Origin of the sequence: Bradyrhizobium elkanii WSM2783 (assembly GCF_000472865.1) — a bacterium.
Lineage (GTDB): Bacteria > Pseudomonadota > Alphaproteobacteria > Rhizobiales > Xanthobacteraceae > Bradyrhizobium > Bradyrhizobium elkanii_A.
The window spans coordinates 44,251-69,979 of record NZ_AXAP01000020.1 but is presented as its reverse complement, the minus strand read 5'-3'; the positions used below and the strand labels follow the sequence as shown (position 1 = coordinate 69,979).

Here is a 25,729-nt window from a genome sequence, read left to right as displayed (position 1 = left end):
CCGCAGCCAGTTATTTGACGATGCCCAGGCGACGCATGATTAGATAGGCAAGGCCTGAGGCGGCGATCAACAGCACCGCGGCCCACAGGAAGCCGCTGTCGACGTCGGTGAGCGGCAGTCCCTTGGTGTTCATGCCGAAGATGCCGGTGACCAGCGTCGGCGGCAGCAGCATCATGGTCACGACAGAGAGCGCGTGCAGATGCCGGTTGCTCTCCTCCTCCAGCTTGAAGCGAAGCTCTTCCTCCAGCAGCCGGCTGCGTTCGCGCAGCTCGGTGATATCGTGGTCGAGACCGTCGAGCCGCTGTGCGAGCTTTGCGGCATGCAGCCTTAGCGCCGGGCTGAGATTTTCGGGGCTCTTCTGCTCGAGCCGGTGGAACAGGACACGCAAGCCGGCAAGCTGACGATGCAGCCGCAGACAGGTTCGCCGCAACCGGCCGAGCCCGGCCCGCATCTCCGACTTGGTCTCGCCGGACAGCACCCGTTCCTCGATGCCGTCGATCTCGGTGGCGATCTTGTCGGCCATCCGGTCCATAGTGTCGGCGACCTCGTCGATGATCTTCTCAAGCAGCGCCGCCACCGTCGCGACACGATGGCCGCCTTCGAGCACGCGGCGCGTGGCATCCACCGCGCACAGCGCCTGATGGCGGCCGCTGATCAGGAGACGCTCGGTCATCGCGAAGCGAAGGAAGCCGGTTTCCTCCGTTGGGGAATCGATCTCGCGCACGAGATCGGAGAACACGCCATAGACGCAGTTGTCGATGATGTGGAGCTGCTGGAAATTGTCATGCGAGAGCAAGAGATCGCGCGCCAGCATCGGAAACTGCAGGCCGCCAAGCCATTGCCGGCTGCGACCATCCGCCAGATTGAAATGCAGCCAGAGCCTGCCATCATGGCTGAACTCGATCGGCGCATCGATGGGCAAGGATTCAGCGGTGCCGTCGCCATGCAGACGGAACGCCCACACCAGGCCAGGGATCACCGGAGTAGCGTCCGCCGGCACGCTGATAATTTTCGCTGGTTCAGCCGACATGACCAGCCCGAAGCTCAACGCGAGACATCGTCAACCCCTGCGCAAGCCAGCACATATCAGTGCGGGGCGCCTTCCCCACACGCCGGCACGCGACGATTGAATTACGCTTCTGTTACAGTTTGATGTCGCAGCCTACTCCGCCGCGAGACCCGTTGCGGCCAGCTCGGCTTCCTTGTTGTAATCGTGCACGACGCGGCCGAACGGCAGCGTCAGATCGGCGAGGAAATGATGCGCGCCGACCACCCGCCGCACCGGAAAATCCGCAACCGGCGCATTGACGTGCGGCACCAGATGCAGCCGGCCGGGACCGATCCATGAGCCCTTGACGTTGATGTCGGTCAGGTTGATCGCGACGAGCTGGCAGACTTCGAGACGGCCATCGACTCCCGGGATCATCTTCAGATTAACTTGCGTCTTCGACAGCGTCGCGCGGGTGATGTCGCCATTGCCCGCCATGCTCTCATGCTTGTAGCCCATGGTGCCCATGGCGACGAGCTGGCCGGCGTATTCGAGCGTGCCGGTCAGCGTGTCCTTGACGATCTCGAGCTTGGGATGGGCGTATTTCTTCGGAAAGCCCCAGATCTCCCGGCCCGCCGCAATCGGCGGATCATCGTCGAGGTACATCTGCGAAACAAAATTGACCTCTTCGCCGTGCAAGCGCGCCGGGATCACCAGACCGGACTCGGTATAGCTGCCGAAGCCGGAACTATCAGGCATCTTGATCCATTCGTAGTGCACGATCGGCTGATCAATCGGCTCGAGCGGCTCAGGCAGCCCGGCACGGATCAGCGCGGGATCGGTCTCGTAGGTAATGACCAGGAATTCGCGATTGACGAAGCGGTAGGGTCCTGCGGGATAGCTCGGGCCCGCGGCTGGCATTGACGGAAGCCGCAATAGTTCTTCCCTGCGCATCGCAAATCCCCCTGTTTTGCAATTAATGGCCCGAACGCTAGCGACGGACATTGACATTGATATGAGGGATTTCCTTCAGCCGCGTGACCCGAATGTCCCCCTTGGCGGCTGTCATCAGCGCGTCACGGGCACACGGAATCGTTGGCGCGCAGGGAGTGCAAGGACATGGATGCGCGTAGCCCACGTTTCGACGAACAAGAAACTGCAACCTCCCATCGCGGCTGGCGGCCGGAGCGCTGCGACCGTGTCGCGCTGGTGCTGCAAGGCGGCGGTGCGCTCGGCGCCTACCAGGCCGGCGTCTATCAGGCGCTGCACGAAGCAGGTATCGAGCCGGACTGGATCTGCGGCGTCTCGATCGGCGCGATCAACTCGGCAATCATCGCCGGCAATCCGCCGGAGCGGCGGCTTGAGCGACTGCACACATTCTGGGACCGCATCACCAGCCGCAAGATCTGGCACTACACGCCGGACGGCGACATCTTCCGCAAGGCGCGCAACTTCACCTCCTCGTTCATGACGACGGTGCTGGGCCAGCCCGGCTTCTTCGCGCCCCACACCACCAATCCATGGCTCAGCCCGGCCGGCGCCAGGACCGCGACGAGCTATTACGACACGGCGCCATTGCGCGAGTCGCTGCTCGAGCTGGTCGATTTCGAGCGCATCAACTCCAAGAGGATGCGCTTTGCCGTCGGCGCGGTGAACGTGCTGTCCGGCAATTTCATCTATTTCGACAACGCGCATGACGAGATCATTCCCGAGCACATCATGGCGAGCGGCGCGTTGCCCCCGGCGCTGCCGATGGTGAAGGTGGGCACCGACCATTTCTGGGATGGCGGCATCGTCTCCAACACGCCGCTGCAGCATCTGCTCGACCAGGTCGACAGCCTGAATTCACTGGTGTTCCAGGTCGACCTGTTCTCGGCCCGCGGCGTGCTGCCCCGCGACATCCACGACGTAATGGCCCGCCACAAGGACATCATGTATTCCTCGCGCACGCGCTACAACACCGATATGTATCGCAAGACCCACAATCTCCGCGCCCGCCTCTACAAGGCGCTATCGAAGATTCCGAACGAGCAGCTATCGGAGGAAGAGCGCCAGCTCCGCGATTCCAACAGCGCCCTGCCGAGCATCGCGATCCTGCAACTGATCTATCAGCAGAAGGCCTATGAAGGCCACGCCAAGGATCACGAATTCTCGGGCACCTCGATGCGCGAGCACTGGATGAGCGGGCATGAGGACACCAAGCGTACGCTGATGCGGCGCGACTGGATCAAGATGCCCGACGCCGGCATGGGCATCGTGGTCCACGACGTGCACCGCGAGAGCGAGGTGTAGGACTGCCGAAAGGACGCAGGCGCCACGCACTCCCCACTCATCCCGAGGAGCCTGCGTAAGCAGGCGTCTCGAAGGATGGGCCGCGGGTGAGATCGGGGCCTCATGGTTCGAGACGCCGCCACGCCGGCTCCTCACCATGAGGGTCAGGCAGCAACTACGGCCTTGTCGACATGTTGCCTGGCGGCCCCGCGGTCCGGATCGGCTCAGCCAAACGCGCGAATTCGCAGAGCAGCGAGCGCGTCCTGCGGGGGTCGATCACCTCCTCGACCCAGAACTTTTCGGCCGAACGGAATGGCGAGCGCAGCTTGTTCAGGCGGTCCTCGATCTCCTTCAGCTTCGCCGCCGGATCGGGCGCGGCCTCGATGTCGGCCCGGTAGGCGGCCTCGATGCCGCCCTCCAGCGGCAGCGAGCCCCAATAGGCCGACGGCCAGGCGTAGCGCATCGAGAAGCGGTTCGCCGGCTGGTGCACCACGCCGGCGACGCCGAAGGCGTTGCGCACGATGATCGTGCACCAGGGCACGGTGCTCTGGTTGACCGCCGCCATCGCGCGCACGCCATGGCGGATGGTCGCGCTCTTCTCTGCCTCCAGCCCGATCATGAAGCCGGGGCAGTCCATCAGGTAGACCACCGGCAGATGGAAGGTCTCGGCGAAATCGACCCAGCGCACCACCTTCTGGCAGGCTTCCGCGGTCCACGAGCCGCCATAGTGGAAGGGATCGCTCGCCAGCAGCAGCACCGCCCTGCCCTCGAGCCGCGCCAGGCCGACAATGATCGGCTTGCCGAAATTGGCGCTCACCTCGAAGAACGAGCCCTTGTCGACGACAGCGTCGATGATCGGGCGCATCTTGTAGACCTGCCGGCGATTGCGCGGCACGGCTTTCGTCAGCGTTTCCTCTGATCGTTCAGGATCGTCGGTGCAGGGAATGGTCGGCGGCAGTTCGAACACCGATTGCGGCAGATAGGAGAGGAAGCGCCGCGCGCACTCGAACGCCTCCTCCTCGGTCTCGACTGCCTGATCGATCGCGCCGGCGCGGGTCTGGATGTCGGCGCCGCCGAGCTCCTGCTTGGTCAGATCCTGCCCGAGCCGCTTCACCACCGGCGGGCCCGCAACGAACATCGCCGAGTTCTTCGTCATCACCGAATAATGCGTGGCCGCAAGTCGCGCCGCGCCAAGGCCTGCGACCGAGCCGAGCCCGAGACCGACGACCGGCACGCGCGCGAGGTTCGCGGTCGTGTACCAGTACCAGCGCGTGCCGCCGACGCCGCCGGGCAGGTTGGCCGCGCCGCGCGTCTCGATGGTCTTGACCGAGCCGCCGCCGCCGGAGCCTTCGATCATGCGGATGATCGGCAACCTGAAATCATGCGCCATCTCCTCCGCCATCAGCGGCTTGGCGGAGATCGACGCATCGGCCGAGCCGCCGCGCACGGTGAAATCGTCGCCGACCACGACCACCGGACGGCCGTCCACCCTGGCGCGGCCGAACACGCAGTTCGCGGGCGTCAGCTGCTTGAGCTCGTTGTTCTCGTCATATTCGGCGATGCCGGATATGGCGCCGATCTCGTGAAAGGATTTCTGATCGACGATCTTGTCGATGCGCTCGCGAACGGTGAGCCGGCCTTGATCGCGCTGTCGTTTGACCTTCTCAACGCCTCCCATCTCCCGCGCGAACGCTTCGCGCCGGGCGAGTTCGTCGAGTTCCGGCTTCCAGTTCATTCCTTTCCTCCGCTTTTATGATCTTGTTATGGTTCACGGCTGCCGGAACAGGTTTTCGCTCAAGCCGGTTATTGAAGATGCTGGCGTCGGCGCCTTCGAGCAGGCTGGCGAGCGCGGCGCCGAGCTGCACCATTTGCGGCCCGACCTCCTTGTGCAGCCGCTTCTCGTCATACATCGCCGACAACAGGCCGATCGTCGTCACGACATAGGTCTGGTATTGCGGCGACCATAGCGGCACCGCGACGCCGTTGATGTGCGGACTCCAGAGGCCGCAGGCGACGACATAGCCGTGCTCGCGCAACAGGCGACGATTGCCCTCGATGCGCGGCTTGAGCAGCTTCGCGCCTTCGGGAATCTCGCGCTCCATCTCCGCGATCAGGGCATCGCCGACCTCGGGCTCGAGCGCGGCCGTATAGGCGTGGCCCGCAGCGGTGGTCGCCATCGAGATCCGGCTGCCGGTGACCTCGTGCAGGCCGAGAGCGTTCGCCGAGCGCGCGTATTCGAGATAGACGAGCTGGAACCGATCGGGGATGACGAAGCCGACGGTGCCGGGCAATTGCTCGGCGACGTCCTGCAGACGCTGACGGATCAGGTTGCGGAGCTGCAGGCCCTTCATCATCGCGGTGCTCATCGCCACCGCGCTAGGACCTATCCGATATTTCTGGTCCCGCGGCAGATAGACGAGCTGGCCCATCCGCGTCAGCGTGTGCGTGAGCCGCGACACCGTCGATCGCGGCAGGCCGCAACGATTTGATATTTCAAGATTACCGAGCCGCGCTTCGTGTCCTTCGAAACATCTGAGGACATCAAACGCGCGCGACACGACCTGGATCACGTCGCCCTCGCCTGCGAGATCGCTGGCGAGCATTCCTTGGCGGCTAAGCCGCTCTGAGCGTCTTCCCATTTGTTATAGGCTCCATTCCGCCGTACGGAATAAAATTCCACTTGCAGAACAAGCTACCTCAGGCAATGTGCGGCCACAACAAAAGCCGTTCGCAGAGCGCTATGCGTTTCGCGAAACGGATGGGGAGCGTGGAATGCCAGATATCAAGATCATCACCGAAGTGGCCGGCCGTGTATGCGCAATACCCGTTGAGGCCGGTGCCAGCATCGCAGATGGCGACGAGGTCGCGCTGGTTGAGGCGATGAAGATGGAGATTCCGGTGACGTCGACCGCGTCGGGCACGGTCAAGTCGATCCTCGTCAGCGTCGACGACGTGATCGCCGAAGGACAGGCGGTCGCCATCGTCGAGACCTGACGCGCACACATTCAAGGCTCGATCCGCGACAATCTGTCCGGTGATGCAACGATGGTGGCAGTGCGCGCCAACGGTGCGCCGTTGCCATCATCGCGATGCGATGCAATGATCCTCGCAAACAACAAGTTTCGCGTAGCGAAACATCAGGGAGGAATCATGATCCGTCGTCTGCTCGCGCTCGGCGTCACCCTACTCGTATCAGGACCTTCGCTCGCCGAAGACATCAAGCTGCCGCCGACGATGGGCGTGACCGCCTACGACACGGGAACCGCGGGATTCAACATCGCGGTCGGTGTCGGCAAGATGATGAAGGACAAGTACGGCACCGACCTCCGCGTGCTGCCGGCGGGCAATGACGTGGCGCGGCTGGCGCCGCTGCGCGCCAAGCGCGCGGTGATGTCGGCGATGGGGTCCGGCACCTATTTCGCGCAGGAAGGCGTGTTCGAGTTCGGCGCCAAGGAATGGGGGCCGCAGCCGCTGCAACTCCTGTTGTCCACGGTCGACTGCAATGCAGCCTCGCTCGGCGTCGCCGCCGATATCGGCGTCAAGGACATCAAGGATCTCAGGGGCAAGCGCGTCGGCTTCGTGGTCGGCTCGCCCGCGCTGAACCAGAACTCGCTCGCCATCCTCGCCTTCGGCGGTCTCAAGCAGTCCGACGTCAAGGCCGTCGAATTCGCAAGCTATGGCGCGATGTGGAAGGGCCTGATCAACAACGACACCGACGCTGCCTTCGGCACCACCATCACGGGGCCCGCAAAGGAAGCCGAGACCTCGCCGCGCGGATTGATCTGGCCGCCGCTTCCAGCTGACGACAAGGCCGGATGGGAACGGGTGCAGAAGGTCGGCTCGTTCTTCTTCCCGCATCGCGCGACCTGTGGCGCCGGCATCTCGCCAGAGAAGCCGCTCAACCTCGCAAACTACCCCTACCCGATCTTCGTCGCCTATGCATCCGTGCCCGCGGACCAGATTTACGCCATCACCAAGGCGATGATCGTCAACTACGATGCCTACAAGGATTCCGCGCCAGGCGCGAGCGGGCTTGCCGCCGATAGGCAGACCAAGAACTGGGTCGCGCCGGTGCATCCCGGCGCCGTGAGGGCGCTGAAGGAAGCGGGCCAATGGACCGACCAGCAGGAGGCCCACAACAACGCGCTGTTCAAGCGCCAGGACGTGCTCACCGCCGCCTGGACAGAATATGGCAAGTCCAATCCGCCCGCGGACGAGAAGGCGTTCCTGGAAGGCTGGATGAAGGCGCGCGCGGCAGCGCTTGCCAAGGCCAACATGTCGAACGGCTTTGAATAAAGCCACCAGCTTCCATTGCAAGCTAACGCCATTGTGGGGATCTCCTGATGTCAGCTTCTCCGCTCGATAGCGCCGTGGCCGCGCCGCCGAAGAGGATCGAGTTCGAAGATCCCCATGCCGGGGCGGGCAACATGCAGGAGGCCGAGGTCACGCGCGTGCGCAGCTTGCGCGGCGGCTGGCGTTGGGCGCTGGTGATCGCGACCGCGGCCACCATCCTGCTCTGCATCAACCAGCAATTCTCGCTGCGCTTCCTGATCGGCTACACCCAGCTCAACACCGAATATTTCTATCTGCTGATCGCGCTGATGCTGCCGTTCACGTTCCTGATCTTTCCGGGAACGGGGAGCGCGCCGCTCGACCGGATTCCCTGGTACGACCTTCTCCTGTTCGTGCTGACGTTTGCTGCGGCGATCTGGCTGATGCTCAACATCCGCAAGGCCGCGCAGTACGGCTGGGAATCCGACGGCGCGCCGCGCAACGTCCTGATTGCAGGCGTCGTGATGTGGGCGATGCTGATGGAGGCCCTGCGCCGCACCGGCGGCTGGAGCCTCTTGCTCAGCGTGTTCCCCTTCACAGTCTATCCGCTGTTTGCCGAGGCCAAATGGCTCGGGCCGTTTCGTGGCTCCGAACTCACCTTCGACCAGGCCACCGCCTATCATGTGCTCTCGGGCGAGAGCCTGCTTGGGATTCCGATCCAGGCCTTTGCCGATACCGTGATCGGCTTCCTCGTGTTCGGCACCGCGCTGATGATGACGGGTGCCGGAAAATTCTTCATCAACATCGCCTTTGCGCTGTGCGGCACGTTCCGCGGCGGGGCGGCGAAGGTCTGCATCTTCGCGAGCGGACTGCTCGGCATGATGTCCGGCTCGATCATCTCCAACGTGCTCACTGCCGGCACCATGACCATCCCGGTGATGAAGCGCAGCGGCTTCCGCGCCTCCTATGCCGGCGCCATCGAGGCCTGCGCCTCGACCGGCGCGGTGCTGGCGCCGCCGGTGATGGGCGCCACCGCCTTCGTGATCGCGCAGTTCCTGAACATCAGCTACGCCGAGGTCGCGGTCGCCGCGATCATTCCCGCCGCGCTCTATTATATCGGCCTGTTCATGCAGGTGGACTCCTATGCGGCGCGTCATGGCTTGAAAGGCATCCCGCGCGCCGAACTGCCGCGGGTCATGGATACGCTCAAGTCCGGCTGGTACTACGTGTTCGTGATCGCGCTGCTGATCGTGATGTTGCTCTACTTCAAGCGCGAGAGCCACGCCCCGTTCTACGCCACTGCGCTGCTGCTGGTGTTGAACCAGTTCTTCTCGAAGGACACGCGCTGGACCTGGGCCACGATCGCGAAATTCCTCGAGGTCAATGGCCGCACCTTCGTGGAGCTGGTCGGCATCCTCGCCGGCTGCGGGCTTCTGATCGGCGCATTCTCGATGACCGGCGTGGTCTCGAGCCTCGCCAACGACCTGCTGACGCTTGCGGGCGACAACGCCTTCCTGCTGCTGGCGATGTGCGCATTCACCAGCCTGATCCTGGGCCTCGGGCTGACCACCACGGCGTGCTACATCTTCCTCGCCATCCTCGTGGCGCCGGCGCTGGAGAAGCTCGGGCTGAACCGGATGGCGGTGCACATGTTCATCTTCTACTGGGGCATGCTGTCGTCGATCACCCCGCCGGTCGCGATCGCCTCATTTGCGGCGGCCGGCATCGCCGGATCGCCGGCGATGAAGACAGGCTGGGAATCGATGTGGGTCGGCAGCATCATCTATTTCATCCCGTTCTTCTTCGTGCTGAACCCGGCGCTGGTGCTGCAGGGACCTTCCCCCTATCTCGCCGGGCTTGGCCTGATGGCGCTTGCCGCCTTGGGTACGCTGTTCATTTGCGGCGGCATCCAGGGCTATCAGGCCTTTGTCGGCGATCTCAGCCGCGCAGGCGCGCTGGAATGGCCGCTGCGGGTGCTGCTCGTGATCGGCGGCTTCGTGGTGGCGACGCCTGGCGGCGGCATCATGCCATTGTCGCAGATGCAGGTGACGCTGCTTGGCCTTGCCATCCTGGTGCCGACGGTCCTGATCGCGCTGCTCCTGGTCCGGCGGCAGGCGCTAATACCGAACCAGTTGCGCGCCCCCTGATTGCGTTGCACAACAGGCGGCGATGAAATCCGAGCCGCCTCCTTCCAGCGCCACCGCCTGGACCCGCTCAAGACCGCCTCTGCTGCGGTTCCTGCAGTCATGCCACGACGAGTTCGCCGCCGAGACCGGTGGCGCCGTCGCCGATTACATCCCCGAGCTCGGCAAGGCCGACCCTGCCCATTTCGGCATCAGCCTCGCCACCCTCGACGGTCACGTCTACGAGGTCGGCGACACCAAGGTGCCCTTCACCATCCAGTCGATGTCCAAACCATTCGTGTTCGCGCTGGCGCTGGACACGCTGGGGGCGGCGCGGGTGGAAAGCGCGATCGGCGTCGAGCCGTCGGGCGATCCTTTCAACTCGATCCGGCTGAATGCGGAGAACCATCCCTTCAACCCGATGGTCAATGCCGGCGCCATCGCCTGCACCGGGCTGATCCATGAGGCCAAGGGCGATGCCGCCTTCGACTATATCCGGCAGGCGCTCGGCCGCTTCGCCGGGCGCGAGCTCGCGCTCGACGAGGCGGTCTATCTTTCCGAAAGCACGACCGGGGACCGCAATCGGGCGATCGGCTATCTCCTGCGCACCAATGCGGTGATCAAGGACAACGTTGCCTCCGTGCTGGATGTCTATTTCCGGCAATGCGCGGTGCTGGTGACCGCGCGCGATATCGCGATCATGGCGGCAACGCTGGCCAATCGCGGCATCAATCCGGTGACCGGCAAGCAAGTGATGACGCCGTATGCGATCTCGCGCACGCTCTCGGTGATGACCTCGTCGGGCATGTACGATTTCGCCGGCGAATGGATCTATCGCGTCGGCATTCCCGCCAAGAGCGGCGTCGGCGGCGGCATTCTGGCTGCGCTGCCGGCACGGCTCGGGCTCGGCAGCTATTCGCCCAAGCTCGACAAGCACGGCAACAGCGTGCGCGGCATCAAGGTCTGCGAGGCGCTGTCTTCGCATTACGACCTGCATATGCTCAACCGCAGCGACGATGCGCGCACCAGCATCATCGCCGACTACAATATCGGCAAGAGCCCGTCGCGCCGCGTCCGCCGCCCGCATGAGCGCGACATCCTCGCGGCGCATCACGAGGAGGTGCGGATCATCGAACTGGTCGGCACGCTGTCGCTTTCCGCGGTCGATTACGTGTCGCGGCGGATGGCCTCGGAGCGGCGGCCGCAATTCGTCGTGTTCGACCTGCACCGCGTCACCTCCACCACCCGTGCCGGCGCGCGGCTGGTGGCGGAGGCCTTCGAGGAACTGGCCGCGCTCGGCGTCACCGTGATCCTGTCCGGAATCAAACGCTCATCGACGGAATGGAAGACGCTGCGCGAGTGGACGGCCAAGCTCGGCAACATCAGGGACTTCTACCTGCTCGATACCGCAATCGAATGGGCGGAGGACCAGATCGTCTACCGCTATGGCGGCTCGATCGATTTCTTCGAGACCACGGAATTGTCCGAGCAGCCGCTGCTGGCCGGATTGAGCGCGGAAGAGCTGACCGACCTCGCGTCGCTCGCTTCGACCCACACCTACCGCTCCGGCGAGAAGATCATCTCCGCCGGCGATGCCGCTGGCTCGCTGTTCTTCTTGCGCAGCGGTGTCGTGCACATCACCCTGCCCGACGGCGTCCGCCTGGCGACGCTCACCGCCGGCATGGCGTTCGGCGAGATGGCGCTGATCGAACCGGTCCGCTCCGCTGACGTCCTGGCGGACCAGGCTGCGACCGCCTGGGAAATCCCGCTGTGCGACTTCGAACGGTTCCGCAAGCAGCATCCGCGCGCCGGCGAGCGGATCATGCGCAACCTCGCGCAACTGCTCGCCGACCGGCTGATCGTCGCAAACGCGAAGGTCGATCTGCTGACGGCGACGTAGGCCTATCGATCTCCCTCTCCCCGTTCTTACGGGGAGAGGGTTGGGTGAGGGGCTGCCTCTGCGAACACGGTGCCAGTTATATTCGCGGAGGCAGCCCCTCACCCGGATCGCATCTGGCGATGCGATCCGGCCTCTCCCCGCAGGCGGGGCGAGGCGAAGGAGTTCGCGGCAACAGTCCCTATCAACCCACCACTTCCGATACCGGCTGCAGGTCGATCTCGAACGTTTCGAGGAATTTCGAGGTCATGATGTAGAAGCCGACCGAGAGCTGCAATTCGACGAGCGCGGCTGGCGTCAGTTTCGAGGCGATCGCATTGAAGGTGGCATCCGTCGGCTTGTTGAGCTTGACGATCTCATCGGTGAAAGCGAGCGCGGCGCGCTGCACGTCGTTGAAGCAGGTGGCGGACTGCCAATTCTCCAACGCTTCGTTCTGTTCGTCGGTGACGCCGACATTCTTGCCGATCCGTTTATGCGCGACGATTTCGTAAGGAGCTTCGCACAGGATGCCGGTGCGGGTGATCGCAAGCTCGCGGACAACAGGATCAAGCTCGCCTCTGTGTCGGATCGCGCCACCGAGCCGGCAATATTGCTCAAAATAACTGGGCGAATGCGCCATCATGCGAAAGATGTTGGCGTTGCGATTCTTGTCGAGGATTTCACGGGTGCGATCGCTGGCTTTGGCGGGATCGCTGTATTCGATGCGGGCCATTCTTTTCCGTCTCGTTCTTTTTTCTCGATTTGCTTCGGTTCCGTTAAGTTTCAAAACACTATCCGCCGCTTGACGCAGGAGCAACACAGCCGAGTCAAAATGCCGCCGCAATGCTGACCGACCCTGCTACCGTCGATATTCGCCGAGTGGGGACTCAATCAGAGCGAATGTCCGACGCGGGGTGTTCCGAGAGTACCAATCTAAAAGGCCGTCGCTTGCGCGGTTTCCGCGCCACGATGAGTCACGCCCAAGTCTAGGGAGACAGGCATGAAGGAAGCCACCAGGAGGGCGGCCTCGGAAGCGCTCGCGCAAATGCTGGCGGTGACGGCAATGGTCGTCATCGCCAGTATTGTGCTCTATTGGCGGTGACCGCGATCATCTAACCTTTTCAAAATACGGCACCACGCGGCCCGCGAACTGCGCAAACCGCGCGGTCACCTTGTCGCCGATCGCAAGATCATTCTCGCCGTGGGCCATCATGCGGAAACCTTCGGCGGTGTCGACCAGCACCATGTTGTAGGGCACATGCGCGCGCGTCTCGGGCGTCGCGGCGCGGCAGACCAGCGAGGTCGCGTACACCGTCCCTATCCCGCTGGCGCGCCTTTCCTGCGGATCGGGCGCGCCGCAGGCGGCGCAAAAGCTGCGGCGGAAAGATTGCACAGCGCCGCAAGCGGTGCAGGATTGGTAGACGATCGCTTCCGCGCCGCTGGTCCAGTCTGCAAGCTTGCCGCTCATCGCACCTGCTCCAGGAACATGCTGACATGCGAGGACAGCACGCCGCCATCGCCATGCAAGAGCGCGACCGAGGCGTCGCGGACCTGGCGGTTGCCGGCTCGCCCGGTCATCTGCAGATGCGTCTCGACCAGATGCGCCATCGCGCCGCCGACGCCGCAATGGCCGTAGCTCAACAAGCCGCCATGGGTGTTGAGCGGCATCTCGCCGTCCTGATTGAAGTGGCCGGCGCGCACGCGCGCGGCTGCCTCGCCGCGCTTGGCGAGACCGAGATCTTCGAGCAGCATCGCCAGCGTGATGGTGAAGCTGTCGTAGACCGCCGCATAGCGCACATCGGAGATCGCAACGCTGGAGACCGCCTTGGCCTTGGCGATCGCGATCTCGGCGCCGAGTTCACTCAAAGCCGGCGCGGCGGTGACATGCTGATGCGTATGCGCCTGCGCACAGCCGCGGATGCGCACGCCGATGTCGCCGGTCCGCTCGCGGCTGATCACGAACGCAGCGCCGCCATCGGAAACGGGGCAGCAATCGAGCAGCTTCAGCGGCTTCGCCACCGGCTTTGAAGCCATCACGTCAGCGACCGTGATCGGGTCGTGGAATTGCGCGCCGGGATGGCTCAGCGCGTGCTTGCGCATCAGCACGGCGAATTCGGCAAGGTCTTCCTCGGTGACGCCGTATTCGTGCATGTAGCGCGAAGCAACGAGGCCGTAATAGGCGGGGATGGTCGGACCCAGCGGCACTTCGTAATCGGGATGACCGACTTGGGCGAGCGCCTGGATCGAAGCGTCGCGGCTCTGGCCGGTCAGCCTGTTCTCGCCGCCGACCACAAGCACATGCTTCGCCACGCCGGCATCGACGAGATGATGCGCCAGCATGGTCATCGCGAGCCCGGTGGCGCCGCCGACCTGCACGGCATGGGCATAGGACGGGCGAATGCCGAAATGCTCGGCGAACACGGTCGCAAGCATGATATGCGACGAGACTGTGGAATAGCCGCACAGGATACCATCGATCTCCGATCGCCTCACGCCGGCGTCCGAAATTGCAAGCTCAGCCGCCTTGCTCATGAGATCGAGCGAGGATGAGCCCTCGTGCTTGCCGAATGAGGTGAGCCCGACACCGGTGATGAAGCTCATGGTCGCTCTCCGTCATTCCGGGGCGCGTCGAAGACGCGAGCCCGGAATCCATTGCGCCTCCTCGCATGCGGCCAGATGGATTCCGGGCTCGCCGCTTCGCGTCGCCCCGGAATGACAGGGTGAATCACCGCGGCCATCCTCAATACGACTTCGGCAGCCCGAGCACCTTCTCGGCGACAAAACTCAGGATGAGCTGCGGGCTGATCGGGGCGATGCGCGGGATCAGGGATTCCCGCAGGTAGCGCTCGACATGATACTCCTTGGCATAGCCAAAGCCGCCATGGGTCATCACCGCCTGCTCGCAGGCGCGGAAGCCGGCTTCGGCGGCGAGGAACTTCGCCGAATTGGCGGCCGGCCCGCATGGCAGGCCATTGTCGTAGTGCCAACCAGCGGACAGCACCATCAGCCACGCGGCCTCCAACTCCATCCAGCATTTGGCGAGCGGATGCTGGATCGCCTGGTTCATGCCGATCGGGCGGTTGAACACGATGCGGCTCTTGGCATAGGCCTGCGCGCGCGACAGCGCGACCTTGCCCAGCCCGACCGCTTCGGCCGCGATCAGGATGCGCTCCGGATTCATGCCGTGCAGGATGTATTCGAAGCCGCGGCCCTCCTCGCCGAGCCGATCCTCGACCGGAATTTCAAAGTTCTCGAAGAACAATTCGTTGGAGTCGACGGGCTTGCGGCCCATCTTCTCGATCTCGTGCACGGTCACGCGCTGCTTGTCGAAATCTGTATAGAACAGGCTCAGGCCCTGCGTCGGCGTCCGCACCTCCTCCAGCGGCGTGGTGCGCGCCAGCAGCAGGATCTTGTTGGCGACCTGCGCGGTCGAGATCCAGACCTTCTGGCCGTTGACGATGTATTTGTCGCCCTTGCGTACCGCGCGGGTCTTGAGCTGGGTAGTATTGAGCCCGGTGTTCGGCTCGGTCACCGCAAAGCAGGACTTGTCGCGGCCATCGATGATCGGCGGCAGCATGCGCTGGCATTGCTCCTTGGTGCCGAACACGACCACCGGATTGAGCCCGAACACGTTCATGTGCACGGCTGACGCGCCCGACATGCCAGCGCCGGACTCCGAGATCGTGCGCATCATGATCGCAGCATCCGTGATGCCGAGCCCGGAGCCGCCATATTCCTCGGGGATGCAGATGCCGAGCCAGCCCGCCTCCGCCAGTGCACGGTGGAAGTCGGCGGGGTAGCCGCCCTCCTTGTCCTTCTTCAGCCAATAGGCGTCGTCAAAGCGCGCACAGATTTTTGCCACAGCATCGCGGATGGATTCCTGGTTGGCCGAGAGCGCAAAATCCATCTGTCTCTGTCCTAGTTGTCGAGTGTCTTGGTGACGCCGTCCCGGAGCATGGCGGCGATCTCACTTGCGGAGAAACCAGCCTCCCGCAGGACCTCCACACTGTGCTCGCCGAGCCGTGGCGCGAGCCGCTTCGGCTCGGCTGTCGTCTCCGACCAGCGCGCCGAGACCTTCATGCTGCGGATGCGACCTTCAGTCGGATGCTCGATGACCGGAAACACATCGGTTGCAACGATGTGCGGGTCCTGCAACAGGGTCTCGAGATCGTGCATCGGCATGACCGGCACGTCGGCCTTCTCGAGAATCTCGTTCCACTCCGCGGTGGTCTTGGTCTTGAGGATGCGCGCAAGCTCGGCGTAGACGCAATCGATATTGGCGGCGCGGCCGGCGAAGGTCGCAAATCGCGAATCCCCGCGCAGATCGTCGCGCCCGATCGCGGTAAAGAAATTGTCCCACTGCTTGTCGTTGTAGACGATCACGCAGATATAGCCGTCGCTCGTCTTGTAGGGGCGCCGGTCCGGCGACAGGTGCCGCTTGTAGCCGCCGCGGTCGAGCGGCGGATCGTAGGTGAGGCCGCCCATATGGTCGCCCATGACGAAGCCGGCCATGGTCTCGAACATCGGGATGTCGACGCGCTGGCCCTGCCCGGTCTTGTCGCGATGCACGAGGCTTGCGCAGATCGCGCCGACCGCGGTCAATCCCACGATGCGATCGACCAGCGCGTTTGGCACGTAGCGCGGCACGCCGTCCGAGGTCTGCGCCATCAGCGCCGGCAGCGCCGTCGCGCCCTGGATCAGGTCGTCATAGGCGGGCTTGGCGGCATACGGTCCGTCCTGGCCGAAGCCGAACACGCCTGCATAGATCAGCCGCGGATTGATCTTGGAGACGACGTCGTAGCCGAGCTGCAATCGCGCCATCGCCTGCGGGCGCACGTTGTAGACGAGCACATCGGCCTTCGCGATCAGGCGCAGCACCGCCTCGCGCCCGGCCGGTTTCTTCAAGTCGAGGCAGATCGAGCGTTTGCTGCGGTTGGTGTTGAGGTACACCGGACCCATGCCGGCATGGCGCGTCGGGCCGATCTGGCGCGTGACGTCGCCGTCGGGCGATTCCACCTTGATGACATCGGCACCGTAGTCGCCGAGCGTCTGGGTCGCATACGGCCCCATCAATACGGTCGTCATGTCCACGACCTTGATGCCATCCAGCGGTCCCATGGCCTCGTCATCCTCTCAGAAAGGCAGCCAATCACGGCCGCGTTATCGCTTCCGGGGACCTAGTAACGGCAGGGCGTCCGCAAGATCAAGGCGCGCGGCGCGTATGGGCGTATGCGCGGCGGGTAGCGGATTATCTTGTCGACCGCGCGTCGCGCTCCTTCATCAGCCGCTCGAGCTCATCATTCTGCTGGCTGATGCGGTCGGCAATGCGCGCCTCGTTCTGCTCGCCGGATGCCGCGGCGGCCTGTTCGATGAGCTGCCTGATATTGTCTTCAAGAATCGCGATGCGATCGTTGAGTTCGTCCAGCGACAACGAGCTTTCGTTACCCATGATACACGCTCCGAAAGTCTGCGCCGCGGCGTACCGCGGCAAATGCGTCGCATTGTAGGGTGGGCAAAGCGAAGCGTGCCCACCGTCACGAGCGGAATGCTTGATGGTGGGCACGCTTCGCTTTGCCCACCCTACGGCAGTCCGCAGCCTACTTCGCCGGCTCCAGCAGCGAAACGTAATTCGCAACCGCGGCGCCGCCCATGTTGAAGATGCCGGCGAGCTCGGGATTCTTCAACTGCATGCCCTCGGGCGCCTGTCCCGTGAGCTGCATCGCGCTCATAACATGCATGGAGACGCCGGTGGCGCCGATCGGATGGCCCTTGGCCTTGAGCCCGCCGGACGGATTGATCGGCAGCTTGCCGTCCTTCAGCGTCCAGCCCTCCTGGATCGCACGGGCGCCCTGCCCGCGCGGCGTCAAGCCCATCGCTTCATACTCGATCAACTCGGCGACGGTGAAGCAGTCATGGGTCTCGACAAAGGAGAGATCGGCCAGCTTGGCGCCGGCCTGCTCCAGCGCGCGCTGCCAGGCCACCGTGCAGCCCTCGAACTGCAGGATGTCGCGCTTGGACATCGGCAGGAAGTCCTGCGCATGGGCGGTGGCGCGGAAGTTCACCGCCTTGCCCATGGTCTTGGCGGTCTCCGCATCCGTCAGCACCAGCGCGGCGGCGCCATCCGACACCAGCGAGCAGTCGGTGCGCTTCAAGGGGCCGGCGACGAACGGGTTCTTGTCGCTCTCGGCGCGGCAGAACTCGAAGCCGAAATCCTTGCGCATCTGCGCGTAAGGGTTGGCGACGCCGTTCTTGTGGTTCTTGGCGGCGATCAGCGCCAGCGCATCGGACTGGTCGCCATATTTCTGGAAATAGGCCTGCGCGATCTTGCCGAACACGCCGGCAAAACCGCCAACGGTGTCGCCATCTTCCGGCAAATAGGACGCCTTCAACAGGTTGCGGCCGATCTCCGGCCCCGGCGTCCGCGTCATCTGCTCGACGCCGACCACCAGCACGAATTTAGCGCCGGTCTGGATGGCGCGGATTCCCTGGTGCACAGCGGCAGAACCGGTCGCGCAGGCGTTCTCGACGCGCGTGGCCGGCTTGAAACGGAACTGCGGATCGGCTTGCAGCACCAGCGAGGCCGTGAAATCCTGCGGCGAGAAGCCTGCGTTGAAATGTCCCAGCACGATCTCGTCGACGTCGCCGGCCGAAATGCCGGCATCAGTCAGCGCCTCGTTGGCGACGCGTGTTACCAGGCTTTCAACGGTCTCCGCGTCGAATTTGCCGAAAGGCGTGTGGGCCCACCCCACGATGCTGGCTGTCATGGCCGTTCTCCCAAAAATGTTCCTGATCGCTTGTAGCTGATCCGTAACCGGACTTCACCCGGCTTTCAGCGATTTCATGGTGCGGTCGCACATGGCGGTTATGCCGGCCCAATTGTTGGACCTGACCTCCGCGGGCGGGCAGAGCCAGGACCCACCGACCGCGACCACATTGGGCTCCGCCAGCCAGGTGGCGGCATTGGCCTCCCCGACGCCGCCGGTCGGGCAGAACCGCGCATTCGGGAACGGCCCGGCCAGCCCCCGAAGTGCCTTGATACCGCCTGACGATTCCGCAGGGAAGAATTTTGCGAGATCCAAGCCGTGTGCCAGCGCCTGCATCAATTCGGATGCGGTCGCGATCCCCGGCGCGAATGGCAGGCTGCTTGCCGCCGCCGCCTTCAGAAGCTCAGGCGTCGCGCCTGGGCTGATCCCAAATTTGGCGCCGAGCGACTCGGCTCGGGCCAGATCATCAGGGCTCAGGATCGTGCCGATGCCGACGATCGCGTCCGGCACCTCGGCCATGATCGCCTTTGCCGCCTCGATCGCGACCGGTGTCCGCAAAGTGACCTCAAGAGTGACCACCCCGCCGGCGACCAGGGCGCGCGCCAGCGGCACCGCATCCTCGCGCCGCTCGATCGTGAGGACGGGGATGACCTTGGCCTGGCTGAACAGCGTGACCAGCGTTTCCTGTTTGGCTGATGTCATTGCGAAACCCTGCGCGAACTCGGCGGCCGCGGCACTTTCTTCGGCGGCATGGCATAGCGCGGAATGATCGCGCCGGGATAGCACACCACGACGCCGGCCAGCCGGTGGCCCGCCCGCGCGGCCTCCGGCGGCTCGGCGCCGGAAAGCCGCGCCGCAAGGTAGGCGGCCGCGAAACTATCGCCCGCGGCGGTGGTGTCGATAACCGGCTGGGTCACCGGCTCGGCCCTCACTTCCCGCGATCCGCCGGCAAAGCGCAGCACGCAGGCCGGCTCTGACAGCTTCAGCACCACTTCCGGGCTCGGAATGCCCGCGAGCAGCGCCTCGGTGCCCGCGCCCGGATAGAGCGGCAACAAATCCTCGATCGAGGCGAGCACGATGTCGGCCGCCTCGAACGCCGCGCTATAGGCGCTGCGCGCCTCGGCCAGATCGGGCCAGCCGCGGGCACGGAAATTGGTATCGAAGACGAAGCGCGTGCCGAGCAGGCGCGCGCGCTTCAGGGCCGTCATCAGGCGCCCTCGCCCGTAATCGTCGTAGATGGAGAGCGTGATGGCGGAGAGATAGACAAGATCGTAGGTCGCGAGCGAATTGAGGAGATCCTCGGTCTCCGGCAAATGCATCAGCTTGCGCGCGGCCGAGTTCTCGCGCCAGTGGAAGAATTTTCGTTCGCCCTTCTCGTCGGTCTGGATCAGATAGAGACCCGGCAGTTTGCCCGCGAGCCGGGCGACACGCTTGGTGCCGACGCCCTCGGCCTTCCAGGTGGCGATCATCTCTTCGCTCAACGCATCGTCGCCGAGCGCCGTGATGTAGTCGACGTCGACGCCAAGGCGCGCGAGATAGACGGCGGTGTTGAGGGTGTCACCGCCGTAACCCCGGGAGTAGAGGCCGCCCTGGTGCCCGCTTTGGGCTCCGCCTTGCGCCTGCCTCAACTCGATCATGCATTCGCCGATAGAGGCTACCCGCGTCATGACCGCACTCCGACGAACACTACGCGGCGAACTTGCCGCCGAGCTCGTCCTCGATGTGAATCCGGATGATGTCGTCGAAGGTCTTCTCGGCCGTGGTGAAGCCGAGCTTCAGCGCGCGGTCGGTGACGAAGTCGCGTGGCCAGCCGGAGACGATGCCGATGATGGTCGGATCCGGCACCCGCTTGATCCGCGCCGTGACGTTCTTGCCGGCGACGCGCTCGAGTGCTGCGATCTGCTCGCCGACAGTGGCGGAGAGCCCGGGCATGCTGAGGTTGCGGCGCGGGCCGATGGCATTGAGGTCCATGGTCCCGGCATGCACGAGGAAGCCGACCGCCGACCGCGGTGAAGCATGCCAGTGCCGCACGTCCTCGGACACCGGCAGGATCGCCTCCTCGCCGGCGAGCGGCTCGCGCATGATGTTGGAGAAGAAGCCCGACGCCGCCTTGTTCGGCCGGCCCGGCCGGACGCAGATCGTCGGCAGGCGGATGCTGATGCCGTCGAAGAGGCCCTTGCGGGTATAGTCGTTGATCAGAAGCTCGCAGATCGACTTTTGCGTGCCGTAGCTCGTCAGCGGCGTGTGGAAGAATTCATCGCCGATCTTTTCCGGGAACGGGGCGCCGAACACGGCGATCGAGGACGTGAACACCAGCCGCGGCTTGTAGCCGCCGCCGACCGCGCGGATGGCGTCGATCAGGTAGCGCGTGCCGTCGAGATTGATGCGGTAGCCCTTGTCGAAGTCAGCCTCGGCCTCGCCGGACACGATCGCAGCGAGATGGAAGATCACGTCGGGCCGCTCGGCGATCAATGGCGCCGCGGCGCCGGCATCGGCGAAGTCGGACGCCACCACCGTGACCGGGATCGAGGCGTTGGCCGGCTTTGCAGGCTCGACGACGTCCTGCAGGGTCATCCTGGTGATGTCCTGCTTGCCGAGGCGGCCGTCGCGCAGCAGACGGTCGGTCAATTTGCGGCCGACCATACCGGCGGCGCCGAGAATCAGAACGTGCAAGACCCAACTCCTTCGTGTTCTTCAGGGCTAGATGGGCGCCTGCGCTATTCCTTCACGGCTCCCGTCATGGCCGACACATAATGCTCGACGAAGAAGGCGTAAAGGATCACGAGCGGCAGCGAGCCGACCAACGCGCCGGCCATCAGCGATCCCCACTTGTAGATGTCGCCGTCGACGAACTCGTTGACGATCGCGACCGGCACCGTCTTGTTCGGCGTCGATTGCAGGAAGGTCAGCGCATAGATGAACTCGTTCCAGCACAGCGTGAACGAGAAGATGAAGGCCGAGATCAGGCCGGGGATCGCCAGCGGCACGATGATCTTGGCCAGGATCTGCCAGCGCGAGGCGCCGTCGATCAGCGCGCATTCCTCGAGCTCATAGGGGATGGTCTTGAAGTACCCCATCAGGAGCCAGGTCGAGAACGGAATGAGCAAGGTCGGATAGACCAGGATCAGCGACAGCGGCGAGTCGAACAGGCCATAGGCCTGGATCACCGAGGCCAGCGGGATGAACAGGATCGACGGCGGCACCAGATAGGCGAAGAAGATCAGGATGCCGACCGTGTCGGCGCCCTTGAACCGCAGCCGCGTGATCGCATAGGCCGCCAGCACGCTGGCCGCGATCGACAGGAAGGTGGCGCCGACAGCCACATACATCGTGTTCCAAAGCCAGCGCGGATACTGCGTCTCGAACAGCAGCTTGCTGATGTGCTTGAAGGTCGGATGGACAACCCAGAACGGGTTGAACTTCTCCATGTCGATCAACTGCTCGTCCGGTTTGATCGACGTCAGCACCATCCAGTAGAACGGGAACAGCAGCACCACGAGGATGATGAACAGCGGCAGATAGAGCGTGATCAGGCGCCGCGGCAGCGACTCCAGATAGCTCATGCCCTCGGAATCGTCGCTCACGGCCGACGCCGGCGCTTTGGTTTGCAGGGCTGAATCAGTCATTGTTCGATCCTTGCTGCCACTTGCGGCGCTGCATGCCGAACCAGGAGATCGCGATCGCGGCGAGCAGGAACGGGATCATCGCGGTCGCAATCGCCGCGCCCTCGCCCAGCCGTCCGGAGATGATGCCGCGCTGATAGCTCAGCGTCGCCATCAGATGCGTCGCATTGACCGGCCCGCCGCGGGTCAGAGCCCAGATGAGCTGGAAGTCGGTGAAGGTGAACAGCACCGAGAACGTCATCACCACGGCGATGATCGGCGTCAGCAGCGGATAGGTGATGTAGCGGAAGCGCTGCCAGTTGGTGGCGCCATCGAGCGTCGCGGCCTCATAGAGCGAGGGCGACACCGTCTGCAGGCCGGCCAATAGCGTGATCGCCACGAACGGAACGCCGCGCCAGACATTGGCGAAGATGACGCTGGCGCGGGCCCAGGTGCTGTCGCCGAGGAAGTTGATGTTGTGTTCAATCAGGCCGAGCTTGATCAGCGACCAGGAGATGATCGAGAACTGGGCGTCATAGATCCACCAGAATGCGATCGCCGACAGCACCGTCGGCACGATGAAGGGAATCAGCACGATCGAGCGGATCATGGCCTTGAACGGCATGTGCCGGTTCAAGAGCAGCGCGAGATAGAGGCCGATCGCGAATTTGATGACGCTGGCGATCAGCGTGTAGAGGATCGTGTTGAAGACCGACAGCCAGAAGATCGCGTCGTCCCACAGCCATAGATAGTTCTCCAGGCCGATGAAGACGCCGGCACGGCCGATGCGTTCGTCCGTGAAGCTCATCCAGATGCCGAGCCCGAGCGGATAGGCCAGGAACAGGATCAGGAAGGCCGCGGCCGGCAGCATGAACCACAGCGCCGCCCAGTTACGGCTGGCGCGCAGTCTTGACCAAAGTGACTGCTCGCCGGCAGCGGCAGTCTGCGCCGGCATCGATGTCTGGACAGTGCTCATTCCGTCTCCAACTCCAAATCGAAGGCAACGCCGGCCCGTGCCCCCCACGGCCGAGCGTCGCCCCGATCACCTTCACATCCAAGGCCGGCGCGGCACTCCGCGCCGGCCGTTCGCTTAGCGGAAGATGCGCTTGGCCGCGCGTTCGGCCGAAGCCATCGCGGTTTTCGTATCCTCGCGTCCGGTGCAGTAGTTCGCGTACATGTCGACGAGCACGAAGTCGGCGATCGCAGCCGCCGCGTTCTCGCTCATCTGCGCCTCGCCGGCCGGCGTCGACGCGCTCTGCGCCACGCTGCGGTAAGGCGTCGTCTTCGGATCTGCGGTCCAGACCGGGTTCTTGTCGTAGCCGAGGAGGAAGTGGGACAGATAACCCTGCGCCGCTTCGATCCAGGGGTTGAACTGGTCCGGCTCCAGCATGAAGGCGGTGAACGCCTTGCAGGTCTGCGGATACTTCGAGAAGGTGAAGATCAGGATCGGGAACCCGAGATGAAGCTCGCGCGTCTTGCCGTCGATGCCGGGCGGCAGATGCGCATGGTTCATGTCCTCCGCGATCTGCGGATTTTCCTTCTTCGCCGTCACATAGATCGAGATGCCGTTCGTGGTGAGGTGAAGCTGGCCGGCGAGGAACGCCTTGTTGTTGGAGCTGTCGTTCCATGAGGCCGTGCCCGGCACGAAGTTCTCGTAGAGGCCCTTGACGTACTCCAGCGACTTGGCGGTCTCCGGCGAGTTGATGACGACCTTGTTGTTCTTGTCGATCATCTTGCCGCCATGGGCCCACAGCGCCCAGTGCAGCCAGCCGTTGGCGTCGCCCGAAGCATGGCCCAGCGCCATGCCGGCCGGCGTGCCGTTCTTGTTCATGCCCTTCACGAGGTCGGCAAAGCCGGCGAGATCCTTCGGGAACTCCTTGTGGCCGGCCTTCTCGGCCGCGGCGACGCGATAGTTGACGAGGCCGCCGGTGGCCGCAACGGGAATCCCGATCCATTTGCCGTTGAGCATGCCGTAGGCCTTGCCGGAGTCAGTCCAGCCGCCGCATTTCTGGCCGAGATAGTCGGCGACGTCGGTAACATCGACGCATTTGCTCGGGAACAGGAACGGCAGCGAATACAGACCCCAGACCATGTCGAGGCCCTGCCCGGTGTTGGCGGCAACCGACGCCTTGGGCTGGATGTCGTCGTAGGATTCGTTGGAGACGTTGATGGTGACGTTGTTGGCCTTCTGGAAGGCGTCGACGATCTTCATGAAGGCAACGTCTTCGGCTTCGACGAAACGCTTCCAGCGCAACAGGTTGATCTTGGCCCCCGGCTCCGGCTTCCACGGCGAAGTCTGCGCCCAGGCCTTCGCATAGCCCAGCAGTTCGTCGCCCGACATCGTCGCGGCGGCTGCCAGAAGGCCCGCACCGCCCTTGAGCAGCGAGCGGCGATCGGTCGTAAACTTATTCATTTCAAGTCTTCTCCCTTAATTTTATGGTCTTGCTTGGGCTAGTTAATCCGGCCGCCTAGGGCGTGATGACTTTTCTTCGAATCGTCATCCCGCTCTAGCTCTTTGTTCGAGCATGATCTTCTTCGGAAAACCGGTCTCCACTTTTCCGGATCATGCTCTAAAGACGGTGGCCGGTGTCCTTGTCGAACAGGTGAGCGGACGACGCCCGCGGCCGCAAATGAATCCTTTCGCCGGGCTTGACGTCGTGTCGCTCGCGGAACACCGCAATGATGTCCTGCTTGCCGATGCGCGCCACGATCTGGGTTTCCGAACCGGTGGGCTCGACGACGATGACTTCGGCCTCGATGCCGTCACTGGCGAGGTCGAGATGCTCGGGCCTGATGCCATAAACCACCGGCTTGCCGTCGGAAGCGGTCGGCGCGGTCGCCAGCGGCAACCGGGCGCCCTCCTCGGTCTCGACATAAACCTGACCGTTGGCTTTCAGATGCCCGTTGAGGAAGTTCATTGCGGGCGAGCCGATGAAGCCGGCGACGAACTGGTTGTCGGGCTTGTCATAGAGCTCGAGCGGCGATCCCATCTGCTCGACGATGCCGTCATGCATGACGACGATCTTGTCGGCCATCGTCATCGCCTCGATCTGGTCGTGGGTGACGTAGACCGTCGTGGTCTTCAGCCGCTGGTGCAGTTCCTTGATCTCGGTGCGCATGGCGACGCGCAGCTTGGCGTCGAGATTGGACAGCGGCTCGTCGAACAGGAACACTTGGGGATCGCGGACGATCGCGCGCCCCATGGCGACGCGCTGGCGCTGACCACCCGACAGTTGACGGGGGAAGCGCTCAAGGAGCGGCGTCAATGCGAGGATTTCGGCGGCCTTCTTGACCCGGGAGGTGATGTCCTGCTGGTTCGCGTTCCGCAATTTCAACGAGAAGCCCATATTTTGGGCAACGGTCATATGCGGGTACAGCGCGTAGTTCTGGAACACCATCGCGATGTCGCGCTCTTTCGGCTGCACGTTGTTTACGACGCGATTGCCGATCGAGATCGTCCCGGAGGTGATGTTCTCCAGTCCCGCCAGCATGCGCAGCAATGTCGACTTGCCGCAGCCGGAGGGGCCGACCAACACCACGAACGCACCGTCCTCGATCGGAACAGTCACGCCGTGCAGGACTTCAAACCCACCGAACGACTTGCGCACGTCGCTAATCTGCACCGACGCCATTCATTTCCCTCCGATTCTAGCGGCGGTTAGGACCATAAAGGCCCTGCCCACTCTTCAAGTTGAGTTGCCTCTTAGCAGAATTTTTTCGCCATGTCGTTGGATCAAAGTTGAATATCGCGGCGCTCAATCAATTGCGAACAGTCGGTCGACGTGCATAAAGTCGCGTCAATGAAACAAGGCTGAGTGCAGTGCAGCATGCCT

23 protein-coding genes are annotated in these 25,729 nt (G+C 63.8%); 5 read left to right on the top strand and 18 right to left on the bottom strand.

The window, feature by feature from the left end:
• Positions 1–10 precede the first annotated feature (10 nt).
• Together YY7_RS0119155 and YY7_RS0119150 are read right to left on the bottom strand one after the other, a co-directional pair.
• Positions 11–1,030, bottom strand: coding sequence for a transporter (locus YY7_RS0119155; protein ID WP_028164623.1), 1,020 nt, complete (start codon positions 1,028–1,030; stop codon positions 11–13).
• A 132-nt stretch (positions 1,031–1,162) separates the two neighbouring features.
• On the bottom strand, positions 1,163–1,942 hold the full coding sequence (locus YY7_RS0119150; RefSeq protein ID WP_028164622.1) for an acetoacetate decarboxylase: 780 nt from the start codon (positions 1,940–1,942) through the stop codon (positions 1,163–1,165).
• A gap of 165 nt (positions 1,943–2,107) precedes the next feature.
• On the opposite strand from YY7_RS0119150, the gene YY7_RS0119145 reads away from it, so the two are divergent.
• Entirely contained in the window at positions 2,108–3,280 is a 1,173-nt protein-coding gene (locus YY7_RS0119145) for a patatin-like phospholipase family protein (protein ID WP_028164621.1), read from the top strand.
• A 154-nt stretch (positions 3,281–3,434) separates the two neighbouring features.
• On the opposite strand, the gene YY7_RS0119140 is transcribed toward YY7_RS0119145, so the two are convergent.
• Both YY7_RS0119140 and YY7_RS0119135 read right to left on the bottom strand, forming a co-directional pair.
• Positions 3,435–4,994, bottom strand: a complete 1,560-nt coding sequence (locus tag YY7_RS0119140; RefSeq protein WP_028164620.1) for an acyl-CoA carboxylase subunit beta — start codon at positions 4,992–4,994, stop codon at positions 3,435–3,437.
• Positions 4,924–5,898: an IclR family transcriptional regulator gene (locus tag YY7_RS0119135; RefSeq protein WP_028164619.1), complete on the bottom strand. Its 975-nt coding sequence runs from the start codon at positions 5,896–5,898 to the stop codon at positions 4,924–4,926. The genes YY7_RS0119140 and YY7_RS0119135 overlap by 71 nt, the downstream gene beginning before the upstream one ends.
• A 133-nt stretch (positions 5,899–6,031) precedes the next feature.
• On the opposite strand from YY7_RS0119135, the gene YY7_RS0119130 reads away from it, so the two are divergent.
• The 4 genes from YY7_RS0119130 to glsA all read left to right on the top strand — a co-directional run bounded on the left by YY7_RS0119130 (position 6,032) and on the right by glsA (position 11,554).
• Positions 6,032–6,253 carry an acetyl-CoA carboxylase biotin carboxyl carrier protein subunit gene (locus YY7_RS0119130; protein ID WP_028164618.1) on the top strand — a complete coding sequence of 74 codons (222 nt, stop codon included), beginning with the start codon at positions 6,032–6,034 and terminating at the stop codon, positions 6,251–6,253.
• A gap of 156 nt (positions 6,254–6,409) precedes the next feature.
• Positions 6,410–7,555 (top strand): TAXI family TRAP transporter solute-binding subunit, encoded by a 1,146-nt coding sequence (locus tag YY7_RS0119125; protein WP_028164617.1) that lies wholly within the window; start codon positions 6,410–6,412, stop codon positions 7,553–7,555.
• 47 nt (positions 7,556–7,602) lie between these two features.
• Complete coding sequence (locus tag YY7_RS0119120; protein ID WP_028164616.1) at positions 7,603–9,678, top strand: TRAP transporter permease; 2,076 nt, start codon at positions 7,603–7,605, stop codon at positions 9,676–9,678.
• 22 nt (positions 9,679–9,700) lie between these two features.
• Entirely contained in the window at positions 9,701–11,554 is a 1,854-nt protein-coding gene (gene glsA / locus YY7_RS0119115) for a glutaminase A (protein ID WP_028164615.1), read from the top strand.
• A gap of 181 nt (positions 11,555–11,735) precedes the next feature.
• Here glsA and YY7_RS0119110 read toward each other — a convergent pair whose 3' ends face one another.
• From YY7_RS0119110 to YY7_RS0119040, 14 genes are all read right to left on the bottom strand, one after another.
• On the bottom strand, positions 11,736–12,263 hold the full coding sequence (locus YY7_RS0119110; protein WP_028164614.1) for a carboxymuconolactone decarboxylase family protein: 528 nt from the start codon (positions 12,261–12,263) through the stop codon (positions 11,736–11,738).
• 375 nt (positions 12,264–12,638) lie between these two features.
• Positions 12,639–12,998, bottom strand: coding sequence for a Zn-ribbon domain-containing OB-fold protein (locus YY7_RS0119100; RefSeq protein ID WP_028164613.1), 360 nt, complete (start codon positions 12,996–12,998; stop codon positions 12,639–12,641).
• A complete protein-coding gene (locus YY7_RS0119095) occupies positions 12,995–14,131 on the bottom strand; it encodes a thiolase family protein (RefSeq protein WP_028164612.1) in 1,137 nt (378 codons plus the stop codon). Before YY7_RS0119095 ends, YY7_RS0119100 begins: the two co-directional genes overlap by 4 nt.
• 139 nt (positions 14,132–14,270) lie before the next feature.
• Positions 14,271–15,437 carry an acyl-CoA dehydrogenase family protein gene (locus tag YY7_RS0119090; RefSeq protein ID WP_028164611.1) on the bottom strand — a complete coding sequence of 389 codons (1,167 nt, stop codon included), beginning with the start codon at positions 15,435–15,437 and terminating at the stop codon, positions 14,271–14,273.
• Positions 15,438–15,448: 11 nt separating this feature from the next.
• Entirely contained in the window at positions 15,449–16,648 is a 1,200-nt protein-coding gene (locus YY7_RS0119085) for a CaiB/BaiF CoA transferase family protein (protein ID WP_028164610.1), read from the bottom strand.
• A 130-nt stretch (positions 16,649–16,778) separates the two neighbouring features.
• A complete protein-coding gene (locus YY7_RS0119080) occupies positions 16,779–16,979 on the bottom strand; it encodes a hypothetical protein (RefSeq protein WP_027579670.1) in 201 nt (66 codons plus the stop codon).
• Between the two features lie 148 nt (positions 16,980–17,127).
• On the bottom strand, positions 17,128–18,294 hold the full coding sequence (locus YY7_RS0119075) for an acetyl-CoA acetyltransferase (protein ID WP_028164609.1): 1,167 nt from the start codon (positions 18,292–18,294) through the stop codon (positions 17,128–17,130).
• Between the two features lie 54 nt (positions 18,295–18,348).
• On the bottom strand, positions 18,349–18,996 hold the full coding sequence (eda, locus tag YY7_RS0119070; RefSeq protein ID WP_028164608.1) for a bifunctional 4-hydroxy-2-oxoglutarate aldolase/2-dehydro-3-deoxy-phosphogluconate aldolase: 648 nt from the start codon (positions 18,994–18,996) through the stop codon (positions 18,349–18,351).
• On the bottom strand, positions 18,993–19,961 hold the full coding sequence (locus YY7_RS0119065) for a sugar kinase (protein WP_028164607.1): 969 nt from the start codon (positions 19,959–19,961) through the stop codon (positions 18,993–18,995). Before YY7_RS0119065 ends, eda begins: the two co-directional genes overlap by 4 nt.
• 19 nt (positions 19,962–19,980) lie before the next feature.
• Positions 19,981–20,967: a D-erythronate dehydrogenase gene (denD, locus tag YY7_RS0119060; protein WP_028164606.1), complete on the bottom strand. Its 987-nt coding sequence runs from the start codon at positions 20,965–20,967 to the stop codon at positions 19,981–19,983.
• A gap of 44 nt (positions 20,968–21,011) precedes the next feature.
• On the bottom strand, positions 21,012–21,920 hold the full coding sequence (locus tag YY7_RS0119055; protein ID WP_028164605.1) for a carbohydrate ABC transporter permease: 909 nt from the start codon (positions 21,918–21,920) through the stop codon (positions 21,012–21,014).
• Entirely contained in the window at positions 21,913–22,872 is a 960-nt protein-coding gene (locus YY7_RS0119050) for a carbohydrate ABC transporter permease (RefSeq protein WP_028164604.1), read from the bottom strand. Before YY7_RS0119050 ends, YY7_RS0119055 begins: the two co-directional genes overlap by 8 nt.
• A 114-nt stretch (positions 22,873–22,986) precedes the next feature.
• Entirely contained in the window at positions 22,987–24,309 is a 1,323-nt protein-coding gene (locus YY7_RS0119045; RefSeq protein ID WP_028164603.1) for an ABC transporter substrate-binding protein, read from the bottom strand.
• A gap of 157 nt (positions 24,310–24,466) precedes the next feature.
• Entirely contained in the window at positions 24,467–25,528 is a 1,062-nt protein-coding gene (locus YY7_RS0119040; protein ID WP_028164602.1) for an ABC transporter ATP-binding protein, read from the bottom strand.
• Between the last annotated feature and the right edge of the window lie 201 nt (positions 25,529–25,729).

What these genes read in the sequence shown, in the direction of transcription:
- YY7_RS0119155 (WP_028164623.1), bottom strand. Translation starts at nt 1,030, where the DNA reads ATGTCGGCTGAACCAGCGAAAATTATCAGCGTGCCGGCGGACGCTACT.
- YY7_RS0119150 (WP_028164622.1), bottom strand. Translation starts at nt 1,942, where the DNA reads ATGCGCAGGGAAGAACTATTGCGGCTTCCGTCAATGCCAGCCGCGGGC.
- YY7_RS0119145 (WP_028164621.1), top strand. Translation starts at nt 2,108, where the DNA reads ATGGATGCGCGTAGCCCACGTTTCGACGAACAAGAAACTGCAACCTCC.
- YY7_RS0119140 (WP_028164620.1), bottom strand. Translation starts at nt 4,994, where the DNA reads ATGAACTGGAAGCCGGAACTCGACGAACTCGCCCGGCGCGAAGCGTTC.
- YY7_RS0119135 (WP_028164619.1), bottom strand. Translation starts at nt 5,898, where the DNA reads ATGGGAAGACGCTCAGAGCGGCTTAGCCGCCAAGGAATGCTCGCCAGC.
- YY7_RS0119130 (WP_028164618.1), top strand. Translation starts at nt 6,032, where the DNA reads ATGCCAGATATCAAGATCATCACCGAAGTGGCCGGCCGTGTATGCGCA.
- YY7_RS0119125 (WP_028164617.1), top strand. Translation starts at nt 6,410, where the DNA reads ATGATCCGTCGTCTGCTCGCGCTCGGCGTCACCCTACTCGTATCAGGA.
- YY7_RS0119120 (WP_028164616.1), top strand. Translation starts at nt 7,603, where the DNA reads ATGTCAGCTTCTCCGCTCGATAGCGCCGTGGCCGCGCCGCCGAAGAGG.
- glsA (WP_028164615.1), top strand. Translation starts at nt 9,701, where the DNA reads ATGAAATCCGAGCCGCCTCCTTCCAGCGCCACCGCCTGGACCCGCTCA.
- YY7_RS0119110 (WP_028164614.1), bottom strand. Translation starts at nt 12,263, where the DNA reads ATGGCCCGCATCGAATACAGCGATCCCGCCAAAGCCAGCGATCGCACC.
- YY7_RS0119100 (WP_028164613.1), bottom strand. Translation starts at nt 12,998, where the DNA reads ATGAGCGGCAAGCTTGCAGACTGGACCAGCGGCGCGGAAGCGATCGTC.
- YY7_RS0119095 (WP_028164612.1), bottom strand. Translation starts at nt 14,131, where the DNA reads ATGAGCTTCATCACCGGTGTCGGGCTCACCTCATTCGGCAAGCACGAG.
- YY7_RS0119090 (WP_028164611.1), bottom strand. Translation starts at nt 15,437, where the DNA reads ATGGATTTTGCGCTCTCGGCCAACCAGGAATCCATCCGCGATGCTGTG.
- YY7_RS0119085 (WP_028164610.1), bottom strand. Translation starts at nt 16,648, where the DNA reads ATGGGACCGCTGGATGGCATCAAGGTCGTGGACATGACGACCGTATTG.
- YY7_RS0119080 (WP_027579670.1), bottom strand. Translation starts at nt 16,979, where the DNA reads ATGGGTAACGAAAGCTCGTTGTCGCTGGACGAACTCAACGATCGCATC.
- YY7_RS0119075 (WP_028164609.1), bottom strand. Translation starts at nt 18,294, where the DNA reads ATGACAGCCAGCATCGTGGGGTGGGCCCACACGCCTTTCGGCAAATTC.
- eda (WP_028164608.1), bottom strand. Translation starts at nt 18,996, where the DNA reads ATGACATCAGCCAAACAGGAAACGCTGGTCACGCTGTTCAGCCAGGCC.
- YY7_RS0119065 (WP_028164607.1), bottom strand. Translation starts at nt 19,961, where the DNA reads ATGACGCGGGTAGCCTCTATCGGCGAATGCATGATCGAGTTGAGGCAG.
- YY7_RS0119055 (WP_028164605.1), bottom strand. Translation starts at nt 21,920, where the DNA reads ATGACTGATTCAGCCCTGCAAACCAAAGCGCCGGCGTCGGCCGTGAGC.
- YY7_RS0119050 (WP_028164604.1), bottom strand. Translation starts at nt 22,872, where the DNA reads ATGAGCACTGTCCAGACATCGATGCCGGCGCAGACTGCCGCTGCCGGC.
- YY7_RS0119045 (WP_028164603.1), bottom strand. Translation starts at nt 24,309, where the DNA reads ATGAATAAGTTTACGACCGATCGCCGCTCGCTGCTCAAGGGCGGTGCG.
- YY7_RS0119040 (WP_028164602.1), bottom strand. Translation starts at nt 25,528, where the DNA reads ATGGCGTCGGTGCAGATTAGCGACGTGCGCAAGTCGTTCGGTGGGTTT.